Below are 16,084 nucleotides of genomic sequence, written 5' to 3' on the forward strand. Positions count from 1 at the left end.
TCCAGTCTTGTAAACTAGTATTTATGCTTTGATATAAACTGTCTTGTACTCTGTCCAGAATTCAAGGGCAGTTGATCCTTGTTCTCTTGGACCTAAGGAGGATGCTTTTTTACCACCAAATGGGTACTGGTTTTCAAAGTAGTTAGATGGAATGTTGACATGTGTAACACCCGTTTGAATATGTTTCACAAAATGCATGGCCTTTTCTAGGTCCTTAGTATAAATCGTTGACGATAAGCCAAAATCACTGTCGTTTGCTACTTCTATTGCTTCTTCATAGGAATCTACTTCGATTACCGCAATGACTGGTGCGAAGATTTCTTCTCTAAAAATAGTCATTTCTGGTGTAACGCCACTAATGACGGTTGGTGCTACAAAATAGCCCTTGTCTCGTCCATGGTCTGTCAATCGCTTTCCACCACATTCGAGTGTTGCACCTTCTTCAATTGCTAGATTGACATGTTTTAAATAAAGATTTAACTGACTTTCATCAATCACTGGACCATTGTCAACGTTTTCGTCAAAGCCATCGGTGATTTGTAGCGCATTGGCTGCGTCTACTAGTCTACTAATAACTTCTTTCGAAATGCTTCTTGGAACAACTAATCGGCTTGTTCCGGTACAACGTTGTCCATTATCAAAAAATCCGCTGATAACCACATTTTGTATCGTTTCATCTAAATTAGCATCTTCAAGGATAATGGAGGCATTTTTTCCGCCCATTTCCGCCTGCATTTTTCCGCCACGAGTTGTTACGGCTCTCCCTAATGCTAATCCTACATCAGTTGAACCTGTAAAGGATACGGCTTTGATTTTCTGGTGATTACCAATCGCATGTCCGATCACACCGCCAGGACCCGTTACCATGTTAATAACCCCTTTTGGTACACCGGCCTTTTCAAATAATTCGATAATCTTTACGCTTATAAGTGATGTGTTACTAGCCGGCTTAAAAATAACCGTGTTACCAGCAACAATGGCAGGTGCTATCTTCCAAATTCCAATCCCAAGTGGGAAATTATAAGGAGCAATCACTCCAACAACGCCTAGAGGTTCTCTCACGGTGTAACCAAAAATTTCTGCATTCTTCGAAGGTACTGTTTCCCCTTTTAAACGGGTTGCTTCACCACTGAATTGCTTCATTGCATCAATCGTAATAGTAACTTCCGCTAACGAGTTTTTATAGGTTTTACCGACTTCTTTTGTAATAATGGCTGCTAGTTCTTCTTTTTGTTCTTCAAGTAAATAAATTAATTTAAACAATACATCCCCACGCTCAGGTACTGCAACCTGTGACCATGTCTTAAAAGCTTGTTCCGCCACTTGAATCGCTACCTCAACATCGCGTTCATCAGATTTCTGAAAATAACCTAAAACCTCATCCGTGTTTGCTGGGTTGATACTAGCATATACATCACCAGATTGGGCAGACACCCATTCACCATCTATGTAGTTAAAATACGTTTGAACCATTCGGAATCACCTCTCCTCTATTATTGTTACTAATTATAATATTCTAAATTATAAAGACAAATGTGGCAACCCACAAAATTTAGAATTCATTTTTGTGAGTTGCCACATATAGAGACATAAAAAGGACAAGAGGGCATGTCCTATGGCTATTTATTTTTGTGCTTCACAACATATAATTGAGTGGCAATCATGAGGTCGACCCAGTCTTTTTCATTATTAAGGCTAAATTGAAGAATTTCTTCTATCTTTTTTAGTCGATAGTATAAAGTATTTCCATGGATATGGAGCTCAGCAGCCGTTTCCTTGTGATTTTTATTTTTTGAAATAAAACAAAGCAACGTTTCTAGTAAACTTGCATCTGAATCTAGGAGCTTTCCGATTTTATCCTGAATGTACATATCGATTGTATGCTGTTCCATTTCATGGAATAGTCGTTCCATACCGAGCTTCGAATATTCAATGATGTTTGAGGTTTTATAGGTCTTTGCATAGCTGATGGAACGTAGTGCTTCCTGATAGGATGTGGCTAATTGCTGCAAGGAAGTTTTTCGTCCAATTCCAACTAAGATTTGTTGTTTCCCTAAAATCGACTCGACTTCTCGGATGATTTTTTTGAGTACTGTGTCTGTCACTCCAGGAAGCAGGATAATGAGCTGAAACGTATGGGTCACGACAAAACTTTTATTACAGATGTTATTCAGCATTTTCTCAATTGATAGAACGAGCCATTGCTTTTCTTTTACTTTGTTATTTTTCCAGAGCGAATCAGCGGCACTTTCAACAATTAAACATTGAATGTCATTTGTTTGATCCCATTTTAAATAATGCATAATCCGCCCGACATCATAATGTTGGACTTCATTTAACAACTGATTAAACACTTCATTTCGAAAATGCAGCTCTTGTTCAAGGAGGGCACTATCCTTCGTTATTTCAAGTGCCATGGCTAAGCTTGCATGCTCGATAATGATTTGTTCGTTTTCAACAAATGCAGTAAAAGGTTTCTCCAGTTCAAGTACCCCTAGAATTTCCTGGCCACGTACGATGGGAAAGTAGCGGTCATTCCTCTGAAAAATGTCGGTCTCATGGTAGATGACCCGAGATTGAATCAATTCCTCTAACAACGGGATGATCGACTTGATTCCATAGCCTTCTATAATCACTTGATAGAATTTTTTATGAATCGAGATTGAATCGGTTAATAGTTGATTCTTCATCAACAAATGATTATAAACCCGAGAATGTTCAATAGCGATGGCGCTTTGGTCGGCAATAATTTTTATAACCTCCATATCAGCCATCGAAAAAAGACCATCATGGTTAAAATTGTCGACGATTAAGACACCAAAACAATGATCTTTGTAAACGATTGGAACACAGAATGCGCTTTTAATTTTCCGACCATATACACCCTTCAAATAATAATGATAGTTTTCCGGAGACATCGTTCTCATAGAATCATCAATTTCCTGCTCGGAATTAAATAAAATGGCCATCTTCTCGGAAAATACCTGGCCTGTTATGGATTCACCTGGATCAAGCGCCAGCTTTTTTAAGTATTCCACATCCACACCTTTACCCTCTTCAAACTTAAGCTTTCCAGTCTTTTCGTCATATAAGTAAATAATAAACGTATCAGTAATGTTCACCAATTCACTTGCTGCAGTAATTAAGTTTTGCAACACATCTTGTAAATGTAACGACTGCGTAAGCAACTTATTGATTTCTAATAGTTTCTTAGCTTTATGTAAATCCAGATAGGATGTCTCGATTTGCTGAAAGTTCAAGTTAACTCACCTTTTTCGACAGTTCCAAAATAGTCTGAAGCATGACATTGGCTCCAACCTCAATATCTTCCCATGAACTATACTCATCAGGATGATGACTAAGTCCATCTTTGCTTGGAATGAAGATCATCCCCGCGTGTGTTAGTACTGTTAATGAGTTCGCATCATGATTTGCACCGCTAACCATATAGTGATAATTTACTTTATGGTCTTTACAAGCACTCTCTATTGCTTGTTGGACATTTTTTGATAAGGTATTCGGATACTTTTGTACACCCACTTCTATCTTAACTTGATGGTTTACCTTCATCCAGTCGATTAATTGTTGTTCAAATTCCTTCATTTCCTTCCAATCGCTTCCTCTGACCTCAATCGTTAATTGAACATCTCCAGGTACTACATTTTCCGAATTTGGATAAACCTCTAACTTCCCGACAGTCGCAACAATATCATTGTTTTGCATAGTAGCTCTTTCACTAACGTGCTGGATAATAGAGGCAGCAGATACTAAAGCATCTTTCCTTACGTTCATAGGAGTTGTGCCAGAATGACTTGCTTTTCCAAACACATGAACATGCATTCTTGAAATACCAGCTATGGCAGTCACAATCCCAATCTGGTTGTTAGTCGTTTCTAATACACTTTCTTGTTCAATATGTAATTCTAAAAAAGATAGATAGTCGTTATCACTTTTTCTAGCCTCTTTAATTTTGGACATGCAAAGGTTAAATTTCTTCAAATCGGCATCCGATAAGTCTCCCTCTTTAATTAAGCCAGCGGTTGCTCTGCTTCCAAATGTTCCGCCTAACGGGTTCGCTTCTTCACCTACAAAACTAATCAGTTCAAGTGGAACTCCATTATAGCCATTTTCTTTAAGTACTCTCAGACACTCCAGGCCAACTATCACTCCTAGAGCACCATCATAAAGGCCACCATTTTTAACAGTATCTAAATGTGAACCAAATGCAATTGCAGGTTTATCAAGGCTACCTAATCTGCCATGTACATTCCCAACGGAATCTTCATACACAGTTAGATTTAGATGATTTAACTGATTCTGTAACCACTCATTTGCCTTTTTTTCCTCACTTGAAAAAGCTAATCGATTATAACCAATATTACCGGAATTAATAGATCCTATATCTAATAGATTCTTTTTGATATTTTCTACGTTAACCTTTGGAAAACTCATTACTTCCTCCTCTATCATACCCTTTGGGGTCACGGGGACAGGTCCCTTGTTCCAGAACTCATATTGGGTCAAGGGACCTGTCCCTTCGTCCCATACTAAAACTTGTTTTCATTATAGTGAAAAAATTGTTAATAATCCATTATCTTTTACTACTAGATTTTTATAAATCAGGCAGCTTGCCTGCCAAATAAAAAAAGAGGTTGCATTAGCAGCCTCCAGTTGAACCATTTTAACATTTAATATTTTATATTCAACAAAGGTCCGAAACGTGTTGGGTGGAACGATGGACCTGTCCCTCTGTCCCAACCGCTCTCTTCCAGTGTTGGATTCCGGCATTTAGCCGGATTGCTTGGTATCCCTGTGACACCAGGTACTGCACGGCTTCTGTTGCGTGTACGCAGTAGTAACCACGACAATAGACAATAATTTGACGATCAGTCGGAAGTTCGGTGACTCTATCCATAAAGGAATCATATGGTATAGATATAGCACCCTTGATATGCGAAGCATTATACTCAGTTTCTGGTCGAACATCGACGACCACTACACCATCCGATTCTTCCATGTTTAAAAACTCTTCCAACTCTAGACTTTCGAGTTCTTCTGGCCTTTCGATAAACTCTGTACGCATCTGGCGCACTTCATCAAAACGGTCTTCTGTAACTTTTTGCAATGATTGGATTAAGTCACAGACTTTAGTATTTCCTAATGAGTAGACCATGAAGTTTCCCCGTCTGCGGAATTTCACGAGTTTAGCATCTAGTAGTACCTGTAGGTGCTGTGATGTATTCGCGATGCTCATTTCGGTTTCGTTTGATAGTGCTTCTACTGTTTTGGGGCCTTGCGTCAACAAATCCAGAAGCTCCATTCGTTTCGGACTTGTTAACGCCTTTCCGACCCTAGAAAAATAATAATAGATTGTATCGTTAAATTCCCTTTTATCCATCATGACCTCCTGGATTTATCCCTCCTCATTTTCTACATTCCGAAGGACTTCTACTATATATCTAGTTTAATAGAAAACCTATCTTTTCATACCAACTATTTTTATTTTAAACTAGTTTTTATTCGATGTAATCGATACATCGTAAGGAATCCTAGAAGCGGTCCGGGTACTAGGATCAAAAACGTATATTTCCAGCCAATAATTGATTCGATTAAGGGAACGAGAAAAATGACAATAATCGTAAGCACATAACCTAATGCTAATTGGATTGTTAATGATGAACCGACATAGCGCTGATCAGCGTGCTCGGTGATGAGTGCTGAGAACTGGGCAGAATCTGCAATAATACTTATTCCCCACATGATACCTAAAATAGCAATAATCCAGGGTGAGCTACCGAAGAAAAATCCAATAATGAGTGTGATTGAGCCAGAAACCCCTAATGACCATAGTGTAACTTTTTCTCTGCCAATTCGATCGGCAAAAACACCGCCAAACAAAGCCCCAAAGAATCCAGAACCAATTACTATGAATGTTACAATTGACGCGGGTGAAGAAAAATTAATCATTCCACTTGTTCTGAAGCTCTCTGCTAAAAATAATCCAAACCAGGACCACATCGCGTAAAGCTCCCACATATGACCAAAGTAACCAAAGTTCACAAGGCGAATCTGTTGATCTTTAAATGCACGTGGAATCGAACTTGGATCAAATTTACCTGCGGGCAGTGGATAGGGTCCTACTTTTACAAGAAGCATTATAAGCCCAGATAAAATGGAGCAGATTCCCGTAATTATTAGTACCAGTTCCCATGAGGAGAACCCCATTCCTTTTATAAAATGTGGACCTGCCGTGCCAAGCGTGAGTGCACCCACGACTAGTCCTAATGCCATCCCGCGCCTCCTTTTAAACCAAGTGGAAACAAGTTTCATCCCTGGACCGTATACCCCTGACAAGGCAACGCCTGTGAAAAAGCGGAACAATAATGCAACAATTAAACTTTTAGCTAATAAAGCCGTTAAAATGGTCGAAACTCCTGCGAGTATGGCTGACCAAAAGAATAAAATATGTGGTTCAATACGGTCAGGTAGATTTAAAAATGCCGACACCAGAGAACCGATAATAAATCCTAAATTGACCATAATCGTAATATAGCTAACTTGACTACTACTCAATCCCCATAGATCGATTAAAGTTGGTAAAACAGCAGTCATTGAGAACCATGTTGTCATTGTGCCAAGCATGGCAAGTGACAATAAAACTAACTTATTGGTGTGATATTTTCCAAATTCCAGAGATTCATATTTATTCATCTAAAGCAGCAGTATACGTAACCGCCATCCCTTCTATGCATATTTCATTTTTGCGCCAATTGATAACGCTTACATTTTTAACTACATTGTTAACCCGTTCTTCACTGAGCACCTTAAGAATCGATGGATAATGTTTCACATTTTCAACAATCATCCCATTCCTCCTTATTAGTTACCTATTCAGTTCAAATCTCTTTCGGGTTTTATCGAGTATTAAATAATTCAATTGAATAGTTGTATTACTACAGTATTGGAGGTATTAGGGATTTATTCGAAAAGTTGAGGAAATTAATTCGAAAAGTTTTTAAGAAGTCTGGTTCTTTTAATCATTTAGTTTGAATATACATGGTAGGTTGTAAATTGTGTCTAGCACTATTGTGTTTTGATGAACATTGAAAATCGGAGTACTAGGAACATGTCCCGCATTCTATCAAAAGCCAGTACAATTTCTTGTTATTCGTGTATTTTTACTAGATTTTTACCATATTTTAATAGAAAACAATCTATTGTCCCATTCATTTCGTTCCTTTTAACATACATTATGATTGAGACGTCTCCTACAAAGAAATAGAAAGGAGGTAGCGTTTATGAATCTTGCTGCATTGCTAATCGCAGTGTTTTTTTCCTCGCATTACTGATTGCTGTATTGCTTGGTACTCCAGAACAACGCAACATTGTTATAAATTGTATCAATGAGATTCTAGGAACAATTGCTTAATGATTAATAGACACTAGAAGGTTTCCCTTGGATAGTCTCCTATCTAAGGGCCCCTTTTCTATCAATAGAATTGCGAGTGGGGTGAAAAAAATGAATGAAATGAATAAGAATAATGAACAGATTACGGAAATGAACAATGAAAACATGACAAAAGATATGGATGATCTAATGAAAGTTGCTAATTCTTTGTTTAGCGAAGAAACGCTAAGCAAGCTTTCTGAGAAATTAGAGGAGAATTCCACTGTTTCCGTGAATGAGGATGTCTTATCAAAACTTAATGGTTTAAACGGATTAACTAGCTTGAATGGATTGAATGGATTGAATGGATTAAATGGGTTAAATGGGCTCAATACAACCTCATTATTATCTGGTGCAGGATTAGGTGGATTTGGAAGTTTACTCAAACAATTTTCCACGTCATCTAGTACAAATAACAATAACGAAGTAAATAAGGCACTTAAGGAAATCAAGGAAAGACTTGATCAAATGGAAAATGCTCAAAATAATGAAACACAATCACTATTAAGTGAAATGAATGGAAGATTACTAAATTTGCAGAACGAAACGAATCAATACCAAACACTTCAAAATTCTCTTTCTGACCTTCAGGCTGAGATGGATCATTTACAGTTTCTATTCGAAGAAATGACCGAAAAACTTTCTAAAAAGAAAAAGAAAAAATAAGAAAGATGGTCCTATTCCCTTTTACCGCCATAAAACGAATATCGAACCTATTGCAACAAGGCTCCGCTTCCGACCACCTCTGGGGCCTTTTATTCTGCTTAAAAAGAAGCTGACCCACATGGCCAGCCTCTACCAAACATTTATATGTGTTTTCTTATTACAATAACAAATAAGCTACAAGCGTTCCGATAATCCACATACCGATGGCGAATGGCATATTCTGCACGGTAATGCGGAATGGGCTTTGACCCGTTCCCATGGCTGTTAACGTTACAAGCAATCCGTACGTTCCCACTGTGAAGGTGGCTACCGACCCTGTTATAAGAACTAGGGCAATACTGACTGGATTGATCACGTCAAACATAGGTGTGATAATTCCGGTTAGAATACCTACAGTCGCAATCGGATGAATACCAAACATACTTAATAAAACAAAGATGACTTGGATAAGGAACAAGATTAACATTGGATAATCCGAAACAAAAGCAAGTGGTTTTTGAATCACTTCCAAAAACGATGTATCCCCTATACTAGTCGAAAATAATGACAGAGAGATGAATAATACAATGAAATTCTGCATGGTATTTGTTTTGGTTTTCCAATTATTCCAGCCAATCGTCCAGAAACTTCTCCGTCTTTTCATTAGTAAAGACCAAATGAAAGCAAATGGGAAAATAACGATAGTTACCGTTAACGTAAAGCTTAAATCAAATAGATTTCCTATCACAATAACCAGAACAAGGAACAAGACGAGTGCTATGATGAACTGTACCATCTTTCTCATTAATTGTTTCATATCGATTGTTGGCTGTCTCTTCGTGCTCACTTCGTTAAACTTGTATTTTTTATAAAAAATTCGCCCAAACAGAGAATCTAATATAAACGCAATAACTGCCATAAGGATGAGCCATGGCAAGAGGGTTACATATTCAACACCTGTTGTAAAGATGGCAACTGCGACCATAATCTCCAACGGACTCCACAACAGGGCTAATGAGTAGCCTCTTAGTGAAGCTGTTGTGATAAACGAATTACGAATTTCTTTACTAAAAGAAGATAAAGTGCTCTTAAGTACATCTTGAGAAATGGTTGCAGCCGATAGATTTAAAAAGGCCGCAAGAATATGCGTAATGAGTGAGCTCCTTGGGTATAGTTTCCCTAAATCTGAGACGTTCACTCTCATTAATAGATTCATATTCCGATCAAATCTTCCACTTCTTACGATGCTATTCATCCAAGGAAGCATGGCTAGCAATGTCAAAAGAGATAGATTCGAAGTTAATAAACTAGGAATAAGATGAAAGGATTGACCTGTTGTAAAGAATAAATATCCGCCGATGAATAGAAATGCTCCACCAAGAATTTTGAAAAGCCCTGATGCCAAAGGAAATGACACAATGAGCATGAGAATAGCAAGTACTCCGAGTATGTAATTGATTGTCTCACTACCTATAAAAATATTAATCGTATGGAGTAAAAATACGAATGAATAAAAAATATAAAGATAGCGGAACAATGGATATTGTTTCATTTCTTCCTCCTTCTTAGTTGTTAAATCAAACACATCAAAGTATAGCATAGAAGGAAAAAACTACAAGGATAATTTCCAGATATTCCTTGGAAGTAAGAAAGTTTATTGCTATAGTTATCCTTCAAAAAAATACAGCTCTGCTACCATTTATAGAAATTGCAGAACTGTTAAATCTCTGTATTCAAGCTAGTTTTGGGACAAGGTAGCTGGTCCATATTAGGGGTGTGGAAAGTAGATTCGGAATTGTGTGCCTTCGTTTTTTGTACTGGTCACATCTAATTTTCCGTTCATGAGTTTAATAATTTTTATAACCGCCATCATGCCTAGGCCAGTACCCTCTCTGCCTTTCGTCGTAAAAAACGGCTCTCCTAAACGGGTTAGCTGCTCGTCCGTCATCCCTTCTCCAGTGTCTTTGATTTCAATAAGTACACCATCATTAACTTCTTCAGTACGTATAAATAGATTGCCGCCATTTGGCATCGCCTCAATACAATTTTTCGTAATATTTAAGAAGCATTGTTGTAAAAGCTGCGGGTCTCCTTTCATACGAATCGGTTCAATAATTGTATGAATATCAACACAGGACATATTTGCCATTGGTGTGATTACATTAATGGAACGTTGGAGTTCTTGTTCAAGATCTACTATTATATGTTCTTCCTGTACGGATTTTGCGAACGTTAAATAGTTCCCAATAATATCATTTGCACGATCAATTTCTTGGAGGGAAATTTCAATAAACTGATTTCTCTTCTCTTCCTCCCATTCATTTTTATATAACATCTGTAAAATGCCTTTCACTACCGTAAGAGGATTTCTAACTTCATGGGAAATACTTGATGCAAGGTGACTAACTACCTCTAATTTCTCAGCTTTAATGACTTGCATATTCATGTGCACACTTTCTCGTAGCATTTCGGAAAAATACACGATAAAAAATGTACTAAATAAATGAATGAAGAAAAAGATGAGAATTTCCATATAGAAAGTTAGACTAAAATGTCCTAGTACGATAGCACGCAAAACAAATAAAAATGTGCAGAAAAATAACGAAAAACTACATGCAATTAGGACTCTCTTATGCTTCGTCGCACTTTTAAACGTTTTGTGGATCATTAATAAAGAAATCAAAATAACTATACTTGAAAAGGCTGATGCATAAAAACCGCTGCCTAGGTCTCCTAAATAAAGTCGAATGAATAGAAAAACGGCAACTAATATTACACTCGCTTTTCGGCCAAGGTATAAACCACCAATCATTATAGCAATCGACCGTAAATCCAAGATAATTTCATCGCCGATGTGAAGTGGAAATAGCATACAACTTATCATTGCTATTGTTACTGAAATTAATTGAATTCGCTCTTTTAATTGGCAAGATAAATTCTTCACATTTGTTTCAAAGATATGTGGAATAAATAAGATAAAGACGACTAAAAAAAGCAAATTTAATAATAATGTTTCTACATAATTAAACACAGTAATCCCCCTAATTCTAGTTAGAAAAATCGTCTTATGAACTATCCGACAAAAATTAACAAATAACGAATGTTCTGTGAAAATTTATTATGTTTATGCACTCACCTTTTTTTGTTTTCATCGAATAATTTATTCCACACTTGATGGAAAATTTAAGAGGGGATCATTCGCCACTCTAAAGGATTGCTCCTATAAATTCGTCAAAAAAGAATAATTTCCTTCTTTTTTTACTCATATAATCGTATTTTTATTAATTTTTTAGTAAACAATTTTACATCCTTGCTGAAACCGAAAACTTTTTGTTGTAGATTGCGGAATTGTGATGATTTTGATGACTTAAGAAGTGATAATAATGGAGAAAAAAATAGAATTTTAGTTTGTGAACTGGATTTATCATTCTATTATTGAGAATGCTCCGAGTTTACTGTCACTAGCGAAAATACTGCCACTATTTCAGAATTACTGCCACTATTCCAAATTTACTCCCACTATCTGAAAAATACTGCCACTACAAAAAAAGACACCAACCTGGATGCCTTACAAATTTATAGGTGACTTTTACACGATTACACAGGAAACCTCTTTACTTCGCCTTCAACTGCTCAAACAATCTCGCTACGTTCACTACCCCAACATTTTTATATTTTCCGAGAATCACAAGCTCCTTCGGAAGTTGGCCAACAGTATGGATTCCGTCTTCGTTTAATTGTTTAATAAGGCTTGGTACGCCTTTGAACTCGTCTTTGGTGAGATGGATGTTTTTAAGAGAATCGGTTAGAATCAAGTAATCTGCTTTGTAAAATAAAAAGATTTCTCCTGGCCGTTCGAAAGTTACTTTTCTACGAATCTTTTCTTCTTCAATAAAGATTTTCAGTTCTTCGAAAAATTGCTTATCGTTGTTTTCGTTAAAACGTTTCACATGTTTATGCAAGTCTTCGAGATTACCAGGTAATTCGCTCATAATACGTGCTTGCTGCTCTGCACCTAATCTAATTAAGAAGGTCTCGGATTTATCGAATCGTTGTGGTAACAAAAAGGCATCGCGTAGAAAATACGGAACTTCCAGCATCTCCCCGTTATATTCGATCGTACGAATCGTTGTGTAACCTGGCTCTGCCATTTTCGCTGGAGTAGCTTCTGTTGTAGCAGCAACCTCATCATGAGCCTTTTTTTCGGGTGTCCCCTTTTTCATAGAAGCAACTAATACATCCTCTAGAGATTTCAACCGAAGTTCCAATTCGCTAATATCATAACGGTCTTCCTTTGGAGTGGTTGGATCCTGATAGGCTGGGACTTCTATCGATAATGGGGTATACACTTCAACAAACCATCTGACAATCTGGTAAATCGCTTCCCATGATAAAAGTGCTTCCGAATAACGAAACTTTCGTTTGTCATGTGAGGCCTGATTTCCAAGTTGACGAACTAAATGAAGGGCGTCTCTTATTTCTGTTGTTAGGATCCCCTCATTATCTAAAAGAGTGAGTCTTTCCTTTAATGTAATACGTGGGTTTTCATTCATTTTTTCATATTCCATTACTTGCTGTAGAATATTCTCGATAAGTACCCTTGAATGAGTTAACATTGTACGTGGACTTGTAAAGATGGTATGTTCCAATTCCCCCGCCAGAAATGCTAATTCTTTGGAGATGGGTTCTAGAAATCTATAAAAATACTCAGATGTATTCATGTCATGCTGTTCCTTTCTAAGATGCAAAATAAAGGCCTGAATCTGGGTATAGAGACTCAGGCCGTCCGGAGATTCTTTCATTTTAGGTGAAAAATAGATGACAATCAAGGATGATATTAGAATTCGGCTATTTGCGAATGTTTAGTAAAATACCATCCTACTTAAAGACATTCGCCCAAGAGGGAAAAAAATCTGGGACAAGGGACCTGTCCCTGTGACCCATTGGAAACATATCCCTTTTCAAATGGACGGAATTGTGTTAATTTTAGGGTATAAGTTAATATTTTGTATTTTCACTAGGGGAACTCTTGATAAGAGCTGAGAAAAAAGTAGTGTACTTTGAAACCCTCATTACCTGAACAGGCTTGTACCTGCGTAGGGATGTGGTTAAAGCAATCTTTTTTTATGTGTATACATAACAACCACTTTCCTACTTTGGAGAGTGGTTTTTTGTTGTGCTTTAACCGTTCTATTCTTTTTTACGCTACAAGTTGTTAGATAAAAAGGAGTAATTCAATGAAATTAATTGCTGTGACGGATGATCAGCAATCCGTAAAAGCTCTTGCTGAAAAAATTATCGCGATTAACGATGTAATGGATTACGTGCAGATTCGAGAGAAATCAAAATCTGTTCTAGAAATTGTGACCTTAATCGAATATTTACAAAACAAGGGTGTGAAGAAAGAGAAAATCATCATGAATGACCGCCTTGATGTTGCGCTATGTATGGATATTCCTACTGTCCACTTACCTGAAAATGGGCTCCCAGTAAAAATGGTGAAAAAACGATACCCGCACATTAGAGTGGGTTGCAGTGTTCATTCTTTTGAAAAAGCAAAACAAGTTGAGGCAAATGGAGCCGATTACGTATTATATGGGCATTGCTTTGAAACAAATAGCAAACAAGGTCTCCCACCCAACGGGGTTGAGCCTATTTTACAGATAAAAAAGGAACTGAGCATCCCAGTTTATGCAATTGGTGGCATTACGTTAGTAAAATTACCATCCATCCAAGCTATTGGGCCTGACGGTGTTGCGATCATGTCCAGTATTTTTGCCGCAGACGAACCTTATTCCATCACAAAAAAATTCAGTGAGGCGATTCACAATGAAAAGTAGTTATGAAGTAGTCGTAATAGGTGGTGGCATTATTGGTTGTTCGATTGCCTATTATTTAGCCGAGGCACAAATGGATGTTGTTCTCTTTGACGGAGGACAAATTGGTGCAAAAACAACAAAGGCGGCTGCTGGCATGCTAGGAGCTCATTCAGAAAGCGATGGTGATTTATCCCTCTTCTTCCCTTTTGCAAGGTCGAGTCAAGTTGAGTACAAACGATTAAAAGATGAGCTTTTTGATTTAAGTGGAATTGATATTGGATATCGAAATGGCGGTATTTTAAAGCTAGCATTCACTGAAAAAGAAATGCAAGACCTCCATTCACTTTTACAACAACCAACTGTAAAAGAGTTGAGTCGGCAAGAAGTCCATTGTATGGAACCCGAGATTAGCGATGAGGTTTTAGGTGCTGCCTATATCGAAGATGATGTGAACGTGATTCCAACTAGTACGTGTGAGGCTTTTGCCAAAAGCGCCCTAGTGCTTGGTGCTTCTATTTTTGAAAGCTGCCACGTCTATGGAATCGAGAAAGTTGGCAGCAACTACAATGTGAAGACAGCAAAAGGCAATGTTCAAGCAAAGCACATAGTGATTGCAACTGGTGTCTATAGTAATCATCTTTTTCAGAATCTAGGAATCACTGAACAACTGTCATCTGTAAAAGGAGAAAGTATCATTGTTCAGCACGATAACCCTCTTTTACAACACACGTTGTTTCATGACAAATCCTATATTGTTCCAAGAAATAACGGGAAGCTTGTGATTGGGGCAACGATGATTCCAGATGATTGGAGTGATTCGATTAACCTAGATAGTGTTGAGAGTTTAATTAAAAAAGCGAAAACGATGCTGCCTTCCTCTGTTAATTGGAGGATTGAAGGTTTTACATCTGGTTTAAGACCAACCACATTTGATGGTCGTCCATTTATCGGCAGACATCCTGAGGAGGAACAGATTTTAATCGCTTGCGGTCATTTTCGAAATGGCATACTCCTCGCCCCTTCTACTGGGAAAATGATTCGTGATCTAATTTTAGATAAAGAGGTAAATCAAGAATGGATCGATGCCTTTCGTATTGATCGAAGGCAAAAAGCTTTGATTTAGGGAGGTGAGAAAATGAAGATTAGGCTTAACGGAGAGCAGGTTGAACTCCCTGAAGAAGTAAATTCAGTGGATAAGCTTTTGACTCATTATAACTTGGAAAATCGGATCGCGATTGTAGAGATTAATGAGGATATTATTCAAAAAGATGACTATAAAGCGATGAAACTTAAAAATGGCGATATCATTGAAATCGTTCAATTTGTAGGAGGAGGATAAGCATGTTAACAATAGCAAATCGTACATTCCAGTCTAGACTTTTATTAGGAACAGGAAAATATCCATCTTTTGAAATCCAAAAGCAAGCGGTTGAGGTGTCGGATGCTGAAATTTTAACGTTTGCTGTGAGAAGAATGAACATTTTTGAAGAAAGTCAGCCCAATTTTTTAGAGCAATTAGACTTAACGAAATATACACTTCTTCCGAATACAGCAGGAGCTAAAACAGCTGAGGAAGCGGTTCGAATCGCGAAACTAGCTAAAGCATCTGGATTGTGTGACATGATTAAAGTTGAGGTTATTGGAGATGACCGGTCCCTTTTACCAGACCCAATCGAAACGTTGAAGGCATCGGAAATGCTTCTCGATGAAGGCTTCATTGTGTTACCGTATACGTCAGATGATGTAGTATTAGCTAAGCGATTAGAGGATCTCGGTGTTCATGCTATTATGCCGGGGGCAAGTCCAATTGGTTCAGGTAAAGGAATCATTAATCCGTTAAATCTAAAATTTATTATCGAGCAATCCCATGTTCCAGTCATTATCGATGCAGGAATTGGTTCACCTAAGGATGTTGCTTATGCGATGGAACTTGGCGCAGACGGTGTTCTTTTAAATACGGCTGTGTCAGGTGCAAAGGATCCTGTAAAAATGGCACGCGCTGTCAAACTTGCGTTAGAAGCGGGACGACTAGGCTATGAGGCCGGACGGATTGAAGAAAAAGATTACGCAGTAGCGAGTAGCCCATTAACAGGGTTGGTAGGATCTTAACAATCAATGAATACCAAGGGCCTGACCACTTAAGCACTCTTAAAGAGTCAGGCCCTTGAATATC

Annotated in this window: 14 protein-coding genes and 1 riboswitch; of the genes, 5 read left to right on the forward strand and 9 right to left on the reverse strand. The window is 37.7% G+C overall.

Annotated features, from left to right (window positions below):
* Positions 1-21 precede the first annotated feature (21 nt).
* The 6 genes from CKK03_RS15565 to CKK03_RS23765 form a co-directional block, all read right to left on the reverse strand.
* The gene (locus CKK03_RS15565; protein ID WP_099363458.1) at positions 22-1,473 is read right to left on the reverse strand and encodes an aldehyde dehydrogenase family protein; all 1,452 of its coding nucleotides are present in this window, start codon (positions 1,471-1,473) and stop codon (positions 22-24) included.
* 146 nt (positions 1,474-1,619) lie between these two features.
* Complete coding sequence (locus CKK03_RS15570; RefSeq protein ID WP_099363459.1) at positions 1,620-3,260, reverse strand: helix-turn-helix domain-containing protein; 1,641 nt, start codon at positions 3,258-3,260, stop codon at positions 1,620-1,622.
* 1 nt (position 3,261) lies between these two features.
* Positions 3,262-4,452 carry a M20 family metallo-hydrolase gene (locus CKK03_RS15575; protein ID WP_180271269.1) on the reverse strand — a complete coding sequence of 397 codons (1,191 nt, stop codon included), beginning with the start codon at positions 4,450-4,452 and terminating at the stop codon, positions 3,262-3,264.
* Between the two features lie 250 nt (positions 4,453-4,702).
* On the reverse strand, positions 4,703-5,398 hold the full coding sequence (locus tag CKK03_RS15580; RefSeq protein ID WP_180271270.1) for a metalloregulator ArsR/SmtB family transcription factor: 696 nt from the start codon (positions 5,396-5,398) through the stop codon (positions 4,703-4,705).
* Positions 5,399-5,499: 101 nt separating this feature from the next.
* Positions 5,500-6,711 (reverse strand): MFS transporter, encoded by a 1,212-nt coding sequence (locus tag CKK03_RS15585; RefSeq protein WP_099363462.1) that lies wholly within the window; start codon positions 6,709-6,711, stop codon positions 5,500-5,502.
* On the reverse strand, positions 6,704-6,865 hold the full coding sequence (locus CKK03_RS23765) for a hypothetical protein (RefSeq protein ID WP_180271271.1): 162 nt from the start codon (positions 6,863-6,865) through the stop codon (positions 6,704-6,706). The genes CKK03_RS15585 and CKK03_RS23765 overlap by 8 nt, the downstream gene beginning before the upstream one ends.
* Before the next feature lie 654 nt (positions 6,866-7,519).
* Here CKK03_RS23765 and CKK03_RS15590 point away from each other — a divergent pair.
* A complete protein-coding gene (locus CKK03_RS15590) occupies positions 7,520-8,113 on the forward strand; it encodes a hypothetical protein (protein WP_099363463.1) in 594 nt (197 codons plus the stop codon).
* Positions 8,114-8,270: 157 nt separating this feature from the next.
* Here the strand turns inward: CKK03_RS15590 and CKK03_RS15595 are convergent, their stop codons facing one another.
* The 3 genes from CKK03_RS15595 to CKK03_RS15605 all read right to left on the reverse strand — a co-directional run bounded on the left by CKK03_RS15595 (position 8,271) and on the right by CKK03_RS15605 (position 12,813).
* Complete coding sequence (locus CKK03_RS15595) at positions 8,271-9,644, reverse strand: hypothetical protein (RefSeq protein WP_099363464.1); 1,374 nt, start codon at positions 9,642-9,644, stop codon at positions 8,271-8,273.
* A 216-nt stretch (positions 9,645-9,860) separates the two neighbouring features.
* Entirely contained in the window at positions 9,861-11,123 is a 1,263-nt protein-coding gene (locus tag CKK03_RS15600; protein ID WP_099363465.1) for an ATP-binding protein, read from the reverse strand.
* Between the two features lie 583 nt (positions 11,124-11,706).
* Positions 11,707-12,813: a DUF4145 domain-containing protein gene (locus tag CKK03_RS15605; RefSeq protein ID WP_099363466.1), complete on the reverse strand. Its 1,107-nt coding sequence runs from the start codon at positions 12,811-12,813 to the stop codon at positions 11,707-11,709.
* 288 nt (positions 12,814-13,101) lie between these two features.
* A riboswitch (TPP riboswitch) is annotated at positions 13,102-13,212 on the forward strand.
* Between the two features lie 117 nt (positions 13,213-13,329).
* Between CKK03_RS15605 and CKK03_RS15610 the strand changes: the two genes are divergently transcribed.
* Genes CKK03_RS15610 through CKK03_RS15625 form a run of 4 tightly spaced genes read left to right on the forward strand, consistent with a single transcriptional unit; the run spans position 13,330 to position 16,020 of the window.
* A complete protein-coding gene (locus tag CKK03_RS15610) occupies positions 13,330-13,932 on the forward strand; it encodes a thiamine phosphate synthase (protein ID WP_099363467.1) in 603 nt (200 codons plus the stop codon).
* The gene (gene thiO, locus CKK03_RS15615) at positions 13,922-15,034 is read left to right on the forward strand and encodes a glycine oxidase ThiO (RefSeq protein ID WP_099363468.1); all 1,113 of its coding nucleotides are present in this window, start codon (positions 13,922-13,924) and stop codon (positions 15,032-15,034) included. Before CKK03_RS15610 ends, thiO begins: the two co-directional genes overlap by 11 nt.
* Before the next feature lie 12 nt (positions 15,035-15,046).
* Positions 15,047-15,250 (forward strand): sulfur carrier protein ThiS, encoded by a 204-nt coding sequence (gene thiS / locus CKK03_RS15620; RefSeq protein ID WP_099363469.1) that lies wholly within the window; start codon positions 15,047-15,049, stop codon positions 15,248-15,250.
* A complete protein-coding gene (locus tag CKK03_RS15625) occupies positions 15,247-16,020 on the forward strand; it encodes a thiazole synthase (protein ID WP_099363470.1) in 774 nt (257 codons plus the stop codon). The genes thiS and CKK03_RS15625 overlap by 4 nt, the downstream gene beginning before the upstream one ends.
* Positions 16,021-16,084 lie beyond the last annotated feature (64 nt).

Source organism: Fredinandcohnia onubensis (assembly GCF_002734215.1).
GTDB lineage: Bacteria > Bacillota > Bacilli > Bacillales > Bacillaceae_L > Ferdinandcohnia > Ferdinandcohnia onubensis.

Coding starts and splice junctions, on each gene's coding strand:
- CKK03_RS15590 (WP_099363463.1), top strand. CDS start 7,520: ATGAATGAAATGAATAAGAATAATGAACAGATTACGGAAATGAACAAT.
- thiS (WP_099363469.1), top strand. CDS start 15,047: ATGAAGATTAGGCTTAACGGAGAGCAGGTTGAACTCCCTGAAGAAGTA.
- CKK03_RS15585 (WP_099363462.1), bottom strand. CDS start 6,711: ATGAATAAATATGAATCTCTGGAATTTGGAAAATATCACACCAATAAG.
- CKK03_RS15610 (WP_099363467.1), top strand. CDS start 13,330: ATGAAATTAATTGCTGTGACGGATGATCAGCAATCCGTAAAAGCTCTT.
- CKK03_RS15575 (WP_180271269.1), bottom strand. CDS start 4,452: ATGAGTTTTCCAAAGGTTAACGTAGAAAATATCAAAAAGAATCTATTA.
- CKK03_RS23765 (WP_180271271.1), bottom strand. CDS start 6,865: ATGATTGTTGAAAATGTGAAACATTATCCATCGATTCTTAAGGTGCTC.
- CKK03_RS15605 (WP_099363466.1), bottom strand. CDS start 12,813: ATGAATACATCTGAGTATTTTTATAGATTTCTAGAACCCATCTCCAAA.
- CKK03_RS15565 (WP_099363458.1), bottom strand. CDS start 1,473: ATGGTTCAAACGTATTTTAACTACATAGATGGTGAATGGGTGTCTGCC.
- CKK03_RS15595 (WP_099363464.1), bottom strand. CDS start 9,644: ATGAAACAATATCCATTGTTCCGCTATCTTTATATTTTTTATTCATTC.
- thiO (WP_099363468.1), top strand. CDS start 13,922: ATGAAAAGTAGTTATGAAGTAGTCGTAATAGGTGGTGGCATTATTGGT.
- CKK03_RS15580 (WP_180271270.1), bottom strand. CDS start 5,398: ATGGATAAAAGGGAATTTAACGATACAATCTATTATTATTTTTCTAGG.